At 64.1% G+C, this 14,405-nt stretch carries 12 protein-coding genes, 1 tRNA gene and 4 pseudogenes; 12 read left to right on the top strand and 5 right to left on the bottom strand.

The window, feature by feature from the left end; genetic code table 11:
• The first annotated feature begins 72 nt into the window (after nucleotides 1–72).
• The 4 genes from G7044_RS17540 to tnpC all read left to right on the top strand — a co-directional run bounded on the left by G7044_RS17540 (nucleotide 73) and on the right by tnpC (nucleotide 2,528).
• Nucleotides 73–149 (top strand) — tRNA-Met (locus tag G7044_RS17540).
• A gap of 218 nt (nucleotides 150–367) precedes the next feature.
• Nucleotides 368–724 (top strand): IS66-like element accessory protein TnpA, encoded by a 357-nt coding sequence (gene tnpA / locus G7044_RS17535; protein WP_166331255.1) that lies wholly within the window; start codon nucleotides 368–370, stop codon nucleotides 722–724.
• On the top strand, nucleotides 721–1,068 hold the full coding sequence (tnpB, locus tag G7044_RS17530; RefSeq protein WP_166331253.1) for an IS66 family insertion sequence element accessory protein TnpB: 348 nt from the start codon (nucleotides 721–723) through the stop codon (nucleotides 1,066–1,068). Before tnpA ends, tnpB begins: the two co-directional genes overlap by 4 nt.
• 59 nt (nucleotides 1,069–1,127) lie before the next feature.
• Nucleotides 1,128–2,528: an IS66 family transposase gene (gene tnpC, locus G7044_RS17525; protein ID WP_235931385.1), complete on the top strand. Its 1,401-nt coding sequence runs from the start codon at nucleotides 1,128–1,130 to the stop codon at nucleotides 2,526–2,528.
• On the opposite strand, the gene G7044_RS17520 is transcribed toward tnpC, so the two are convergent.
• The gene (locus G7044_RS17520; RefSeq protein ID WP_166331251.1) at nucleotides 2,460–4,532 is read right to left on the bottom strand and encodes a recombinase family protein; all 2,073 of its coding nucleotides are present in this window, start codon (nucleotides 4,530–4,532) and stop codon (nucleotides 2,460–2,462) included. The genes tnpC and G7044_RS17520 overlap by 69 nt on opposite strands.
• The gene (locus G7044_RS17515; RefSeq protein ID WP_166331249.1) at nucleotides 4,519–4,698 is read right to left on the bottom strand and encodes a hypothetical protein; all 180 of its coding nucleotides are present in this window, start codon (nucleotides 4,696–4,698) and stop codon (nucleotides 4,519–4,521) included. Before G7044_RS17515 ends, G7044_RS17520 begins: the two co-directional genes overlap by 14 nt.
• Before the next feature lie 306 nt (nucleotides 4,699–5,004).
• Here G7044_RS17515 and G7044_RS17510 point away from each other — a divergent pair.
• Nucleotides 5,005–5,211, top strand: a pseudogene (locus G7044_RS17510) (transposase domain-containing protein); the annotation flags it as partial.
• Nucleotides 5,212–5,237: 26 nt separating this feature from the next.
• Here G7044_RS17510 and G7044_RS17505 read toward each other — a convergent pair.
• Complete coding sequence (locus G7044_RS17505; RefSeq protein WP_166331247.1) at nucleotides 5,238–5,783, bottom strand: cytochrome b; 546 nt, start codon at nucleotides 5,781–5,783, stop codon at nucleotides 5,238–5,240.
• Nucleotides 5,784–5,894: 111 nt separating this feature from the next.
• Between G7044_RS17505 and G7044_RS17500 the strand changes: the two genes are divergently transcribed.
• From G7044_RS17500 to G7044_RS17465, 7 genes and pseudogenes are all read left to right on the top strand, one after another.
• Nucleotides 5,895–6,638: a CDP-alcohol phosphatidyltransferase family protein gene (locus G7044_RS17500; protein ID WP_235931384.1), complete on the top strand. Its 744-nt coding sequence runs from the start codon at nucleotides 5,895–5,897 to the stop codon at nucleotides 6,636–6,638.
• The gene (locus G7044_RS17495) at nucleotides 6,635–8,257 is read left to right on the top strand and encodes a sulfatase-like hydrolase/transferase (protein ID WP_166331245.1); all 1,623 of its coding nucleotides are present in this window, start codon (nucleotides 6,635–6,637) and stop codon (nucleotides 8,255–8,257) included. The genes G7044_RS17500 and G7044_RS17495 overlap by 4 nt, the downstream gene beginning before the upstream one ends.
• Nucleotides 8,254–9,173: pseudogene (locus G7044_RS18270) on the top strand (lysylphosphatidylglycerol synthase transmembrane domain-containing protein). The gene G7044_RS17495 and the pseudogene G7044_RS18270 overlap by 4 nt, the downstream one beginning before the upstream one ends.
• A gap of 138 nt (nucleotides 9,174–9,311) precedes the next feature.
• Entirely contained in the window at nucleotides 9,312–10,310 is a 999-nt protein-coding gene (locus G7044_RS17480) for an ABC transporter substrate-binding protein (RefSeq protein WP_166331239.1), read from the top strand.
• A gap of 106 nt (nucleotides 10,311–10,416) precedes the next feature.
• A pseudogene (locus tag G7044_RS17475) lies at nucleotides 10,417–11,106 on the top strand (ABC transporter ATP-binding protein); the annotation flags it as partial.
• Entirely contained in the window at nucleotides 11,103–12,674 is a 1,572-nt protein-coding gene (locus G7044_RS17470; RefSeq protein ID WP_166331235.1) for an ABC transporter permease, read from the top strand. The pseudogene G7044_RS17475 and the gene G7044_RS17470, both read left to right, overlap by 4 nt.
• Nucleotides 12,671–13,726, top strand: a complete 1,056-nt coding sequence (locus tag G7044_RS17465) for a glycosyltransferase family 4 protein (RefSeq protein WP_166331234.1) — start codon at nucleotides 12,671–12,673, stop codon at nucleotides 13,724–13,726. The genes G7044_RS17470 and G7044_RS17465 overlap by 4 nt, the downstream gene beginning before the upstream one ends.
• Nucleotides 13,727–13,764: 38 nt before the next feature.
• Here the strand turns inward: G7044_RS17465 and G7044_RS18120 are convergent.
• Nucleotides 13,765–13,839: pseudogene (locus tag G7044_RS18120) on the bottom strand (GapR family DNA-binding domain-containing protein); the annotation flags it as partial.
• A 301-nt stretch (nucleotides 13,840–14,140) separates the two neighbouring features.
• Entirely contained in the window at nucleotides 14,141–14,377 is a 237-nt protein-coding gene (locus G7044_RS17455; RefSeq protein ID WP_166331232.1) for a DUF2793 domain-containing protein, read from the bottom strand.
• Nucleotides 14,378–14,405: the final 28 nt, after the last annotated feature.

Genomic DNA, 14,405 nt, shown 5'->3' with positions numbered 1-14,405 from the left:
TCTCTCTAAACGATGAACAAATCCGCACCATCAAACAAAGATCGGTGCAACCGTGCGCCATAACGCACCTGTCGCGGGGTAGAGCAGCCCGGTAGCTCGTCAGGCTCATAACCTGAAGGTCGTAGGTTCAAATCCTACCCCCGCAACCAAATTTATGAAATATGTCAAATAGATAAGCCGGTGGTATCGAGATACCACTGGCCTTTCCGCCGTCTACATCAACGCCACATCAACACCAGACACCAAAAACTGCAACAGCACGCATAGAGCGGCAGCCACAGGCGTAAGCGTCCGGCCTGACCGCTCTGCCGCGGTCAGGTAGTGACGGTTAGTGTCCACCAGGGATAGTGGACACTATGGTGCTGGGATGACACGTCGGACGAGGCGGCTCTGGACGGATGAGGAGAAGCGGTCGATCTGCCTGCAGACGATCGCGCCGGGTGTTTCGGTTGCGCAGGTAGCGCGTCGTTACGCGGTGAATGCGAACCTGATCTTCAAATGGCTGCGCGATCCTCGCTATGCGTCGGACCCGGCGTCGGTTCAAGTGCCATCGGAGGAGTCGCGCTTTCTGCCGGTTGAGATCATTGATGCCAGGCCCGCCTCGGACACCCCTGTCGCGCAGAACCGGATCGACATCGAACTGTCGGGCGGCCACCGGATGCGGATCAGCGGGAGTTATGATCCCGATGCCTTGGCACGGCTGATCCGGGGCCTGTCGCCATGATCCCGGTTCCGGCCAATACGCGGGTCTGGCTGGCGGCGGGTGTGACCGATATGCGGAAGGGGTTCCCATCGCTGGCGGCGCAGGCCGAGGCCGTGCTGCAGCAGGATCCGTTCGCCGGACATCTGTTCGTGTTCCGTGGCCGTCGAGGCGATCTGGTGAAGGTGATCTGGTGGGACGGGCAAGGGGCCTGCATGTTCACCAAACGGCTGGAGCGGGGCCGGTTTGTCTGGCCCTCGGCGAAAGAGGGCAAAGTTGCGTTGACACCGGCGCAGCTTGCCATGCTGCTTGAAGGGATCGACTGGCGGACGCCGCAGCGCAGCTGGCAGCCGCTGATGGCGGGATAATCCGCCAATCCGGAACGAGCGGGATTCCCACAAAACCCTTTGCAGGGTAAGCTTTTCCCATGCTGGACGAGCCCGTGACCATCCCCGTCGATCCCGAGGAACTGCGCAGCTTCACGGCGCGGCTTCTGGACGAGGTGAAGGCACAGGCGGTGCTGATCGAGAAGCTGCGGCATCAGTTGGCCGGGCATCGGGCGCAGCGGTTTGGCAGTTCGTCCGAGACCATCGAACAGCTGCAACTGGCGCTGGAAACCAGCGAGATCGCCGCCGCCGCGATGGTGGCACGGATGAAGCTGCCGGATATCGAGGACAAGTCCAAGCCGAAGCGCAAGCCGATCCCGGACCATATCCCCCGGATGGAAGTGGAACTGACCCCGGGTTCTGATGCCTGCGCCGATTGCGGCGGGCATCTGCGCCGGATCGGCGAGGATGTGACCGAAGAACTGGAATACGTCCCCGGCCGCTTCATCGTCAATCGCATCATGCGACCACGCTTTGCCTGCGCTTGCTGCGAACGCTTCACGCAATCGCCGCTGCCCTCGCGCCCCATTGAACGCGGGCGCCCGGGACCCGGGCTGCTGGCCCATGTTCTGGTCAGCAAATATGTGGATCACCTGCCATTATACCGCCAAAGTCAGATCTTCGATCGGGAAGGCATTGATCTGGACCGGTCCACGCTGGCCGATTGGGTCGGCAAGACCACCGCCCTGCTGGAGCCTCTGGCCGATGCCATCGGTCGGTATGTGCTGGCTGGCGGCGCCATATTTGCTGACGATACCCCAGTCCGCATGCTCGCACCCGGCACCGGCAAGACCCGGACAGCGCGCATCTGGACCTATGCTCGTGACGAACGCCCATGGGGCAGCGATATGCCCCCTGCCGCATGGTATCGCTTCTCAGGCGACCGCAAGGGTCAGCATCCCAAAGACCATCTGGCCGGCTATCGGGGCTGGATGCATGCCGATGGCTATGCCGGCTTCGAGGAGCTTTATCGATCTGGCGCTGTCCGCGAGGTCGCCTGCATGGCGCATATCAGACGCAAGTTCGTCGACATCTATCGGTCGCAGGGCTCAGCCGTCGCCGAGGAGGCCATCGCCCGGATTGCCAAACTCTACGCCGTCGAGAAGGAGGCGCGAGGATCGCCGCCAGACCAAAGGGCCGCACTGCGCAAGGCCAATGCCGCCCCGGTCTTCGATGATCTCGAGGTCTGGCTGGCCATGCAAATGACCAGAATATCCGGAAAATCCCCGCTCGCCGCCGCGATCCGCTATGCCCTGACCCGCATGGCACGCCTGCGCCCCTATCTCGACAACGGCATGCTGGAACTGGACAACAATGTAGCCGAACGCGGCATGCGCGCCATCGCGAAGCGTGTTTCATTATGCACTCTCTCTTCAAGTATCTGTAAACATTGGAAGTGTGTCCGTGTCAGCCACGCGACACGGGCGCCCTTTTCGGGCTAATGCAGCTCTGACCGCCTCCGACGCCAGGTCGTCGGCACGGATCTGATACGGCGCACCGGATACGACCTGCACAGCCGGAAGGATGCCGGTCTTGATAAGGCGCCGTATCAGGTGGTTTGTAACGCCTGATGCCTTTGCTGCTTCAGTCATGGTGAGCCATTCGCCATCTTTTTCAGCGGATCGGTAGGCGTGGATCCCGCGAACGCGCCGGACGGATGCGACGCGGTGCGCTGTCCAGGTTTTGCCTTGTCCGGTGGGTAATCCCATCCGATTGAGCGACGCGGCGATATGCTCGTCAGACCAGCGACCAGCCATGCTGCGCATTATTGCCAAGGCATCTTCAGCCGTCGCGCAACCGTGTTCTCCGGTTCGGGGTTTGCGAACGCGCAATTCCGAGTGCTGGCCACCCCGCCAGTGGATCGTGAGGACGACGTCGCGCACCGCATCTTCGACATCGACAATGATATCGGCGATCAACGTGCGTAGCATTTGCTGACGGGCACGCATCGTCACGTTGGGCGCATTCCAGGCTGCAGAAAGGTTTTCCGCCATGTTGGCGAAAGCGGATGGATCAACTTCTATGGTCGATGCGCTGTCGGTCGGCTGGCGTGCTTCAATATCTCGCACGCGGCGCAACGCGATTTCCCAATTCTTCTCCAGCTGGGCGGCGATCAGACGGTTGTCGGGATCGCATGCTGCATAGCGACGCTCAGCGAGACCGGCCTCGTAACGGGCCTGCTGCAGTTCCAGATCAAGGATCTGGCGTTGATCACCCTGTCGTTTCCGATACATCCGCTCCGCCTCGAACGCGGCCTCGATCGCCAAAGGTTCTACCGCGCGCAACAGTTCACGCGCAACAGCCAGATCCACCCGGGGGCCACCGAAGGTCATGCACCGGGGTAGACCCATCATCAGATTGGGCTTGTCGCAGCGATAAACGGGTCGGCTTTGCGGATTGCCGGTATAGGCAACCGAGAGCCGCCGTCCGTACCGGGCACAGGTCATGACGCCTGCAAGCAGCGCCCGGCCGCCCCGGCCCGATTTCACACCGTCGGCGCGGCCGTAGTTGTTCAGCGCCAATTGGTTTTGGTTTCGCTCAAATTCGTCCCAGCCGATATATCCCTCGTGGTGGTCCTTAATAAACACGTCCCAGGTTCCGACCGGCTTGCTGTGACCATAGCTCCGACGGGCGCGCCCATCCACAATGGATGTTCGTTTCTCGCTTTTGCCATAGACATAAACGCCCGCGTAGAAGGGGTTTTTGAGCACAGATATCACGTTGTGATAGCGGATCGGCAGCCATTTGAAGTTGGTCATGCGCCCTTCGTCTGAGGGCCGCGGAAAGTGGATCTGGTCAGCCGTCATCGACAACAATACCTGGCGCGCGCTGCCAAGCTCACTGAAGCGGGTAAAGATGAGCCTGATCACCTCCTGCAACCGCAGATCAGGATCCAGCCCCAGACCCGCCTCACGGTGCCAGATGTAACCGAACGGGACTGACAGGCGCAGCTCGCCACGCCGCGCCTTTGCCTTGGCGGCATCCAGCATCCGCGTCCTGAGCACGCCGAGTTCGAACTCGCTGATGCTGCCTTTCATACCCAGAAGCAGGCGGTCATTCGGCTGGCAGGGATTGTAGATGCCGTCGTGGTCGATGACACGGGCCTCAACGAGCCCGCACAATTCTAGAAGATGGTGCCAGTCCCGGCCATTTCGCGCGAGCCGTGACGCATCCTGGCATAAAACAGCGCCCACCTTCCCCGCGCACAACCAGGCGACCAGACGATCGAAGCCGGGGCGCGCCACCGTTCCGCTCGCGGAGCGACCAAGATCGTCGTCGATAACCTCGACGTCGATGAAACCGTGCTGGCGTGCGATGTCGACGAGGTCATATTGCCGCCGCTGGCTCTCCAGGTTGGTCATGACCTGGGACTGTGTCGATTGGCCCACATAGACGACAGCCTTGCGCTTCAGGAGTTGCGCGGGGATCAGTTCAACGCTGTTCATCGTCAAGCTCCTCCACGATGAGGCCCGCAGCCTGCATCAGAATCTGAGCCAGCGTGATTGTGGCCTTCGCCCGCTCCGCCTCGGTCATCTCGTCCACCTTGCACGGCCCGAACATCAGGCTCATCTGTCTGCCCGAGGTCGGCACAGGCGCGTTGTGCTGCTTCATCGACTTCCTCCCTTGCGATTCCAGTTTTGCGCGGGGAGTGTGCGGGAGCAGCCGTTGGCGTGACTAGTCTCTTGAGTTCAGACAGAGCGGTGAGATCAACCTGTGGCTGGCCAATGCTCATGTCGGCGCAGGCGAGGGGATCCACCATCCAGCCGGGAATCGAGACGACAACGCCAGACGGGCCTTCCACCTTAAGAAATTGCCCGGTCGCGCGCTGCTCTACTCGCCGGATACAGACCTTCAGGCCGAAATAGGGATGCCAACGATAATGGACTTCCCGCTCTTCGTCGACATGGGCAGAATGAACGGGCAATGGCTCTAGGCCGAAAGAACTACCTCTTCGTGGGCTCCGAGGCAGGCGGAAAGGCTGCCGCCATCGCCTACACCCTGATCGAAACGGCCAAGCTGAACGCTGTCGACCCACACCCATGGCTCGCCGACACCCTCGCCCGCATCCCGGACTACAAGATCAACAAGGTCGATGAACTGCTGCCCTGGAAATGGCGCCAGTAGCGGTCAGGCCGGACGGTTACACCGGATCAGCCATTTGGCGGCCACATTCGCGACCAGATGCCGTCCCGGCGCAGCAATGCGTGTTGCAGGGCCGCTGCGATATGCAGGGCAAGGATGGCGATCAGAAGGAAGGCGCAGATGACATGAACGGCCTGCGCCGTTGCTGCAAGGATTTCCGATTTCGGCATCAGCGTGCCCATACCCAAGGCGTCCAGCCCCTCTATCGGAAAGTGGTCGGCACGCACCCGGATATAGCCGCTGACGGGCATCAGAACCAGAAGCGCATAGAGCGCCAGGTGGGTCAGCCCCGCTGCCTGGCTTTGCCAGACGGGCATGTCGTCGGGCAGCGGTGGCGGCTTGTGTCGCCAGCGATAGATCAGCCGCAGGACGATCAGCAGGAACAGGATCACGCCGGTATTCTTGTGAAAGATGAACAGCGTGTCCTGAAGCGGCCGGGGCAGGCCCTGCTGCACCATGATCAGCCCGGCGGGTATCATCAGCAGCACCAGCACGGCGGTGATCCAGTGCAGCCAACGCGCGGGGCTTCGGTATCCTTCGGTGATAAGGGACATTCGGTCCGCCCTCCCGCTTATCATGATACCCCGGTTTCCCCCCAAATCACACAGGGATCCGCACGGCTTGACGCATGGTGGATTTGGCATAACGTCAATCGGATGGGCGATATGGACAGCGATCTGCGGGCAGACGCGCGCGAACCGAGCCGGGGCGTCCGTGCCTCTCAGGTGCAGGCTGGTGTGAACCGGGCCGGAATGGCCGGGATGGCTGCGCTCTTCTGTGGCCTAGTGGTCCTGCAGCCGGATTGGCCTTGGGGCTGGATCGCGCCTCCGGCACTGTATCTGCTGCTGTGGCTGCTGGTCGGTCATCTGAGCCGTGGTCACTATCCCTATGATCGATTTGGCCCTGCCAATACGGTGACATCGATCCGGGCAGCGCTCGTCTGTGCCCTTCTGGGGCCATTGCTGTCCGGGGCGGCGGCAGGCTGGGCCGTCGTTCTGATCGGCACCGTCGCCTTGGCGCTTGATGGGGTCGACGGCCGGCTGGCACGGCAGAGCGGACTTGTGTCGAATTTCGGCGCCCGCTTCGATATGGAAATCGATTCCATCCTTGCGCTGCTTCTGGCAGTTCATGCCTTTATCGGTACGGCTGCCGGGGCCGAAGTCCTTGCGCTTGGCCTGATCCGTTACGTTTTCGTCGCGGCCTCGGTGCTGTGGCCATGGCTGGCTTATCCCCTGCCGCAGCGATGGCGGCGCAAGGCCATATGTGTGGTCCAACTGGCCACGCTGATCATCCTGCAGATACCGAGCGTGCCGGGCGATGCGGCCATCGTCCTGAGCCGCGCGGCCTTTCTGCCGGTGCTGTATTCCTTTGCCGTCGATGTGATCTGGCTGCGGGCGCGGCGGCAATGAACGCAGGTGCGCAACCACGCCCGGCGCTGTTTCAGATCCTGCTGGCGGCTGCTGCGATCTGGCTGGCGCTGGTCCTGCCGGAGAGCCCCGGCGGCCTGAACGCCGCGACACTGCTGGCCTTTCCGTTGGAACTGCTGGCCTTGCTGCTGCTGGCGATGGCAACGGGACGCGGGCCCGCGGGACGGACGGTGCGGCTGATCGCCACGCTGTTTATGACGCTGTTGATCCTGCTGAAACTGGCTGATCTGGCGATGCACGAGGTTCTCGGCCGCACCTTCAATCCCATCGCCGACCTGCCCTTGATCGACGCTTCGGTCCGGGTTGTCGCGGGATCGTTTGGCGTGGCGGCATCGACATTTGCCGTGCTTCTGGCGATGGCGCTGATACTGGGGATCAGTTTCGCGCTGTGGTGGAGTCTTGGCGTCTGGTCCCGGCTGGCCCCGCCCGGCCCGTGGCCCGCCGTCGCGGCACTGGCCGCCATTGCGCTTCTGCCTGCCCAGGCCGCTCCCACGTCGTTTGGCTGGGGACTGCCCGTCGCCACCGACACTACCCGTTTTGTCATCGAACGAACGGCGCTAGCGCGGCGGACGCTGGCCGATCTGCGGCAGTTCCGGCAGGCCGTCTTCAATGATCCCCTGACAGATACTCCGGGCCTGCTGAATGCCGTTGATCGCGACGTGCTGGTGATCTTTTTGGAAAGCTATGGCAGGACCAGCTTTGACACGCCCTTCTACGCCGAAACTCACCTTCCGACCATGCGCCGTGCCGAAGCCGATCTGGCCTATGCGGGGCTTGCCGTGCGGTCGGGCTTTCTGACGTCACCGACGCAAGGCGGGCAAAGCTGGCTGGCGCATGCGAGCTTTGCCAACGGGCTTTGGGCCAATGACCAGTCGCGCTATCTGGCGTCGCTCGCCAGCGGGCGGCAGACGCTGTTTCACCATGCGCAGCGCGCCGGATTTCGGACGGCGGCGGTCATGCCGGCAATCACCCGGCCTTGGCCGGAATCGCGGCGCATGGGCTTTGACCTTGTGCTTGCCGCAGGCGATCTGGGCTATCGTGGCAAGCGTTTCAACTGGGTCACGATGCCCGATCAGTTCACGCTGGCCGCAGGCGACCGGCTGTTGCGCGATGGCACCGATCCGCGCCGCCTGTTCGCGCAGATCGCCCTGATATCCTCGCACGCGCCATGGGTGCCGGTGCCCTCGGTGCTGGAATGGGATGAGTTGGGCGATGGCCGGGTCTTTGACGCCATGGCCGAGGCCGGAGATCCGCCGCGCGTCGTCTGGCGCGACCGTGACCGGGTGCGGCAGCAATATCGTCTGGCCATCGACTATGTGCTGCAGACCGTAGCGGCCTATGCGCTGCTGAATGCCGATGATCCGCCCTTTATGATCGTTCTGGGCGATCATCAGGCCGCCGCCAGCATCGCGCTGGATGAACGACGCGAGGTGCCGATCCATGTTATCGGCCCCGAGGGGATGGTCGGGCGCACCGCGAACTGGGGGCTGACGCAGGGGCTGATCCCGTCAGAGCGGATGGAGCCAATCCCGATGGAGGAGATGCGCGACATGATCCTGCGCACATTCTCGGACCCGGGCGTGGCCGGGCCTCCGGCATGACAACCCGTCGCATTTTGCAGATTAGCGTCGCGATAGGGCTGATGGTGCTGCTCTGGGTCAATCTGGACGTGCCCGAGGCATTGCGGATGCTGTCCCGCGCCCAACCCGGCTCGCTTGGCGCGGCGCTGTTGGCCCTAACGGTGCAGACGCTGCTTTCAGCGTGGCGCTGGCGCCTGACGGCCCGGCAACTGGGCCTGCGGATCGCGCCATCGCAATCGGTTCGGGAATATTATCTGGCGCAGATCGTCAACCAGTCGCTGCCGGGCGGAATGGCTGGCGATGTCGGGCGCGCAGAGAGGCAGGACTGCGCCGCACCAACGAAACCGTGATAATCGAGCGGTTGGCCGGTCAGACCGCAATCATCGCCATTCTGCCGGGCGCGGCTATCGCCGTGACATTGACGCCGGAAGGTCTTGCGCTACCGCCGCCGCTGCTGGCCCTGGTCACGGTCATCGGGCTGGCCGCTGTTGCGACAGCGGCGGCGATCCGGTGGCTTCCGCATCTGCCCGGAGCTGCCGGCCGGCGGCTTATGGCTTTGCGCGCACCGCTGATTCGGGCCATGGCCGCCCCCGTTCTGCCCGCGCAGATCGCGCTCAGCCTTGGGACAGCGACCGCAAATCTGCTGGCCTTCGATTTCTGCACCCGCGCGACCGGAACGCACCTTCCCGTGGGCGCTATCCCGGTGCTTGTGCCGCTGATCCTTGTGACCATGGTGCTGCCCATCTCGGTCAGCGGCTGGGGTCTGCGCGAAGGCGCGGCGGCGGCGTTTTTTCCGCTGGCCGGGGCAAGTGCCACCGCCGGTCTGGCCGCGAGCATCGCCTTTGGCCTGGTCTTCCTGATCAGCACCCTGCCCGGCCTTGCCCTGTTGCTGGCCGCAGGCCGCCCCAATGCGGATGCCGGGCCAAGGCGCGGCTGATACTGACAGTCGTGACGTCGGACCGTTTGGATATGTCGATTATGTGGGGTTTTGCCGCATGACCGGTTGCAGAAACATTTGTATGCTTGCCCCGGCGACATCAGCCACTACTCTGGCCTGAACAACAGGAGAGCCTCGATGACGCTGACGAGTTGGACCAGACGCCGGATGATGGCGACTGGCGGTGCCGGGCTGGCTGCGTTGCCGCTTGGCCTGCGTCCCCTGCGGGTCGCCGCGCAAACCACGGTCAATCTGCAACTGTCCTGGCTGCATTCGGTCCAGTTCGCCGGCAGCTACATCGCGCAAGAACGCGGCTTCTGGCGCGATGCCGGGCTGGAGGTATCGTTGATGCAGGGCGGCCCGAACGCCCCGGTCGAGCCGCCGGTGGTGTCGGGCAATGCGTTGGTCGGCATCTCGGCTGCCGATTACACCGCCGCCGCCGTCGCCGAGGGTGCGCCCTTCAAGATTATCGGGGTTGCGATGCAGAAAAACCCATTCGCCATCGCCTCGCTGCCTGCCAATCCGGTCGCGGTGCCCGCCGATCTGATGGGCAAGCGCATTGGTATGGCACTGGCAAATACCCCTGTTCTGCAGGCGCTGTGCAGCCTGAACGATGTCGATATCGACGCGATCGAGATCGTTCCCACGCAATACTCTGCCCAGCCGCTGATGGCAGCAGAGGTCGACTGCCTGCTCTGCTGGGAAACCGACCTGCCAGTCGCGATGGCCATTCAGGGCATCGAGGCCCGGACCATGCTTATGGCCGATCACGGATATGCGCTGCATTCCCAGACCTACATCGCCACCGAGGACAGCCTGGCCAACCGCCGCGCCGATCTGGTCGCGCTGATGGCGGGCGAGGTCAGGGGCTGGGACGCCTATCGCGCCGATACCGACGCGGCGGTCGCCCTGACGCTGGCGATGTTCCCGGATGCTGGTCTGGATCAGCCGACGCAGAAACTGCAGGCAGAACGGCAGGTGCCGCTGATGTTCTCGGACCTGACGGACCGGAACGGCTTTGGCTCCTGGACCGACGAAGCTGTCGCCGCCAATATCGAAACGCTGGCGCTTCTTGGGCGAGACGTGATGCCCGATCTGTGGGACCGTTCGATCCTAGACGAGGTCCATGGCCGCTGAGCAACCCTTCGGCGACCCGCCGCCGCAGATCACCTGCGCCGGTCTGTCCAAGTCCTTCGCGGGCGGAATGCAGGTGCTGGCCCCGCTTGATCTGACAATTGCCGCTGGCCGGACGACGGCTTTGGTCGGGCCGTCGGGCTGCGGCAAGTCCACTCTTCTGCGCCTGATCGCGGGGCTGGCGGAACCGAGCGCGGGCAGCATCGGTATCGGTGGGGTCTCACCGGCGCAGATGCGGCGCAGCGGCGCGATCTCGATGGCCTTTCAGGATCCTTCGCTGCTGCCCTGGCGGACGGTGCGCAGCAATATCGCACTGGCACAGAAGCTGGTGCGCCAGCCCGCCGATCCGGCTGCGGTGGATCATCTGATTGATCTGGTCGGCCTTACCGGCTTTGGCGATACCCGACCCGCCGCGCTGTCGGGGGGGATGCGCCAGCGTGCCGCCATCGCCCGCGCCCTGATCACCCGGCCCCGCCTGCTGCTGCTGGACGAGCCCTTCGGTGCGGTCGATGAACTGACCCGGCGGCAGCTCGCCCAAGAACTGCCCCGCCTATGGGAGCCGCAGGGCACCACCACCCTGCTGGTCACGCATTCCGTCGATGAGGCCGTGCTGTTGGCCGACCGGGTGCTTGTGCTGTCGCCGCGCCCGGCGCGGGTCGTCGCCGATATCGCGATCACGCTGCCCCGCCCGCGCGAGCCTCTGGTCATTCACCGGGCAGAGTTCCGGGAACTCGCCGCCGAAATATCGGCCGCGCTGGCCGAGGGGGCGGGTCAGCCCCCGTCACAGGCCGCGGAATGACGGGCATTGCCAGTCATACCGTCCGGCCCGGCCATGCGGGACTGACCGCGGCGCTTGGGTTGCTGATCCTGCTGCTGATCTGGGAAACCGGCGCGCGGGCGCTGTCCGACAGCTATATCCTTGCCGCGCCCTCCGAAGTGCTGGTATGGCTGCGCGACAACCGGGGGCTGATGGCCCGCGCCCTGACCCAGACCCTGACCAACGCGGCGATGGGCTTTGCCGCCGGTAATCTGGCGGCCATCGCGCTGGCCGGTGTCGCCTTGGTATGGCCCGGCGCGCAAAGGACGATCATGGGGCTTGCCCTGCTGGTTTTCTGCCTGCCTTTGGTCGCAACGGGGCCGATCCTGCGCGTGCTGCTGGGACCGGGCAACGGGCCGCAGATCTGGCTGGCGGCACTGGCGGTTTATTACACCACGCTTATTCCGTTGCTGGTCGGGCTGCGTGCCGCGCCATCGGTCTGGCTGGATCTGATCCGCAGCTATGGCCGTGGCAGGGGGGCCGAACTGATCTATGTCCGAGCCCGCGCCGCGCTACCCTATCTGTTCGCGGGGCTGCAGATCGCCACGCCGGCGGCGTTTCTGGGCGCAATGGTCGGCGAATTCACCGGGGCCGAGCGTGGCATGGGCGTGCTGACCACCCGCTTTATCCGCGCCATGGATGTGCCGGCGGTCTGGGCTTTGGCCAGCGTCGCCGCCGCCGTCTCGATCCTGGCTTATGCCGCCATCGGCTGGCTGGCCAAGGCCGTCCTGCGGGACAAGCCGCCGATTATCCTTGCGCTGCCCCCGGCGCGCTCTGCCCATGGGACGCGGGATGCCCTGCTGGTCTGCGTTCTGGCCCTGCTGCTGTGGTGGGGGCTGATGCAGGGGTTGGGGCTGAGCCGCTTTTTCGCCAAACGGCCGGGTGACGTGTTCGACGCGCTGTTTCTTGCCCCGGATGCCGCCGAGACGCGGATGGTGCTGCTGGATGCGCTGATCCAGACCATCATCTATGTGGTTCCCGGCTATCTGGCCGGGCTGGCGCTTGGCGCGGGGCTTGCGGTCCTGCTGATCCTTGCGCCCGCGCTTGCCGCCGTGGCGATGCCGGTCGCTGTGGCCTTACGCTCGGTGCCTATCGTGACCACTGCGCCGCTGATCGTGCTGGCCCTTGGGCGGGGAGCGCTTGGCACGACGACCCTTGTCGCGATCATGGTCTTCTTCCCCAGTTTCGTTGCCTGCCTTCACGGGCTGCGGCAAGCGCCAGGACAGATCATGGATGTCTTTGACAGCTATGCCGCCGGCCCGATCAGCCGGCTGATCCATGTCCGTATCCCGGCCATGCTGCCCGCCTTCTTCGCTGCCGCCCGGATGAGCGTTCCCGCCGCGATCCTTGCCGTGACAGTCATCGAATGGCTGGCGACAGGGCGGGGTATCGGCAGCTTGATGGCGCTGTCGGCCTCGCTGTCGGATTACGACATGCTTTGGGCCTCGGTCGTTGCGGTCGCGCTGCTTTCGGTGCTCTGCCATGCCGCCGTGGCCATGCTGGAGCGGCGCGTGCTGCGCGTTTTCGCGGCCGAACAGGCGGTGACATGACCCTGCTGCGCCCTGCCACCTTTGCCATTCCCGGCGATATCACTGCGCTGACGGGCGGCTATATTTACGAACGCCGCCTGCTGGAAGGATTGCGCGATCAGGGCCGCGATGTCCGTCATCTTGAACTGCCCGCCGCGTTTCCCGACCCCAGCCCCGCCGAAATGGCGACGGCGATCCGGCAGTTGCAGGCGGTGCCGCAGAATCGCGTCCTAATCCTTGACGGGCTTGTCTTCGGTGCGATTGATACCGCCGCACTGGCCAGTCTGCGCGCGCCGGTGCTGGCGATGGTGCATCACCCGCTGGCACTGGAGACAGGCCTTGATCCCGTGCGCCGCGACCACCTGTTCCGGACCGAGAGGGACAATCTGCAGCTGAGCCGCCATGTGCTTGTTCCCAGCCCGCATACCCGCGATATCCTGATCCGAGACTATGGCGTCGAGGCGAGCCAGATCAGCATCGCCCGCCCCGGCATAGACCAGCCGACGCTGCCCCCCGTACCTGTCACGCCGCCGCTGATTCTTTCGGTCGGCATCCTGCATCCGCGCAAGGGCCACGACATCCTGATCGACAGTCTGACTCGGATCGCCGATCTGGACTGGCAGGCGGTAATCGTCGGCAGTCCATGGGACCACGACCATGCAAGCGAACTTCACGCCATGGCAAAAGCCAGCGGGCTTGGCAACAGATTGCGGTTGCCGGGCAAAGTATCGGCGGATGTTCTGCAACGGCTGTTCGCGCAGGCCTCTATCTTTGCGCTGGCTACGCGATACGAAGGCTATGGCATCGTCTTCGACGAGGCGCTGAGCCATGGCCTGCCCATGGTCAGCTGCGCGACTGGCGCAGTGCCCGAAACCGTGCCCGCCGAAGCACGGCTGTTGGTGCCGCCCGATGACACCACCAGTTTCGCCGCCGCGCTGCGCGATCTGCTCGAACACCCGGAAAAGCGGGCCCGTCTTGCCAGCGCGTCAGCCGCGCTGGCCACCGCATTGCCGGGCTGGGCCAACACGGCCCAGGCTGCCGGGACGGTGCTGGACGGTCCCTGCTTTGACTGATCGGACCCAGGGCAATGGCGCCGCTTATTCCAGGGCCACATTCCCAATGCTTCCTTGTACATCTCCAGAATCGCCTCTTCCTCGGCGATGTCGTCCTTGTTCCGCTTCTTGAGCACCAGCAGCCGGAATGCTGCGCCGCGGATGAATGGGCGAAAAGCGCGCATAGCCGAAATTGCTGATCGCAAAGCCGCCAATTGCTGCGTATGCCATGCTGCGTCATCGCAAGACCGCCTTCCGCCCATCTCCCTTGGGCGAGAAGGTAGAGCCGACACTTGCCGCCATGCAGATGTCGAGCCGGGAGAGATCGTCGAGAGCGGTCGGGATGACCGGCTGCTAGTCCGCGCCATTCCGGACCGGCAGAATTGCCTCATCTTCGACCCATGCCCGCCAGCCGTCACGAGGCAGCAGGCGCAGCTAGGCGCCATCGGTCTGGAAGGCCAGATTCTGATGCCAGCCGGCCCAGCCGGGCCAGCCACCGGATACCCCGGAGGCTAGGATATAGCGGTCGCGGTCGGTGGGGCTTGCAGGTGCTGCGGTCTGGCTGCGGCTCTTGACTGAAAGCTGGACCAGCCCGTCGAGCAGGCGCAGGGCCTTGTTATGGGCGGCACGTTTCTGCGCCAGCGCCGCCATCAAGTATGGGAGTAGTTCCATAGGCCTTCCGGTGCTGCGGCACCACATA

Source organism: Paracoccus xiamenensis (genome assembly GCF_011308835.1).
GTDB lineage: Bacteria > Pseudomonadota > Alphaproteobacteria > Rhodobacterales > Rhodobacteraceae > Paracoccus > Paracoccus xiamenensis.
The sequence above is the reverse complement of the archived record's forward strand: the minus strand, read 5'-3'. Positions and strand labels throughout refer to the sequence as shown.

Excerpts from the sequence above, each read along its gene's own strand:
- tnpA (WP_166331255.1), top strand. The coding sequence starts at position 368 with ATGACACGTCGGACGAGGCGGCTCTGGACGGATGAGGAGAAGCGGTCG.
- tnpB (WP_166331253.1), top strand. The coding sequence starts at position 721 with ATGATCCCGGTTCCGGCCAATACGCGGGTCTGGCTGGCGGCGGGTGTG.
- tnpC (WP_235931385.1), top strand. The coding sequence starts at position 1,128 with ATGCTGGACGAGCCCGTGACCATCCCCGTCGATCCCGAGGAACTGCGC.
- G7044_RS17520 (WP_166331251.1), bottom strand. The coding sequence starts at position 4,532 with ATGAACAGCGTTGAACTGATCCCCGCGCAACTCCTGAAGCGCAAGGCT.
- G7044_RS17515 (WP_166331249.1), bottom strand. The coding sequence starts at position 4,698 with ATGAAGCAGCACAACGCGCCTGTGCCGACCTCGGGCAGACAGATGAGC.
- G7044_RS17505 (WP_166331247.1), bottom strand. The coding sequence starts at position 5,783 with ATGTCCCTTATCACCGAAGGATACCGAAGCCCCGCGCGTTGGCTGCAC.
- G7044_RS17500 (WP_235931384.1), top strand. The coding sequence starts at position 5,895 with ATGGACAGCGATCTGCGGGCAGACGCGCGCGAACCGAGCCGGGGCGTC.
- G7044_RS17495 (WP_166331245.1), top strand. The coding sequence starts at position 6,635 with ATGAACGCAGGTGCGCAACCACGCCCGGCGCTGTTTCAGATCCTGCTG.
- G7044_RS17480 (WP_166331239.1), top strand. The coding sequence starts at position 9,312 with ATGACGCTGACGAGTTGGACCAGACGCCGGATGATGGCGACTGGCGGT.
- G7044_RS17470 (WP_166331235.1), top strand. The coding sequence starts at position 11,103 with ATGACGGGCATTGCCAGTCATACCGTCCGGCCCGGCCATGCGGGACTG.
- G7044_RS17465 (WP_166331234.1), top strand. The coding sequence starts at position 12,671 with ATGACCCTGCTGCGCCCTGCCACCTTTGCCATTCCCGGCGATATCACT.
- G7044_RS17455 (WP_166331232.1), bottom strand. The coding sequence starts at position 14,377 with ATGGAACTACTCCCATACTTGATGGCGGCGCTGGCGCAGAAACGTGCC.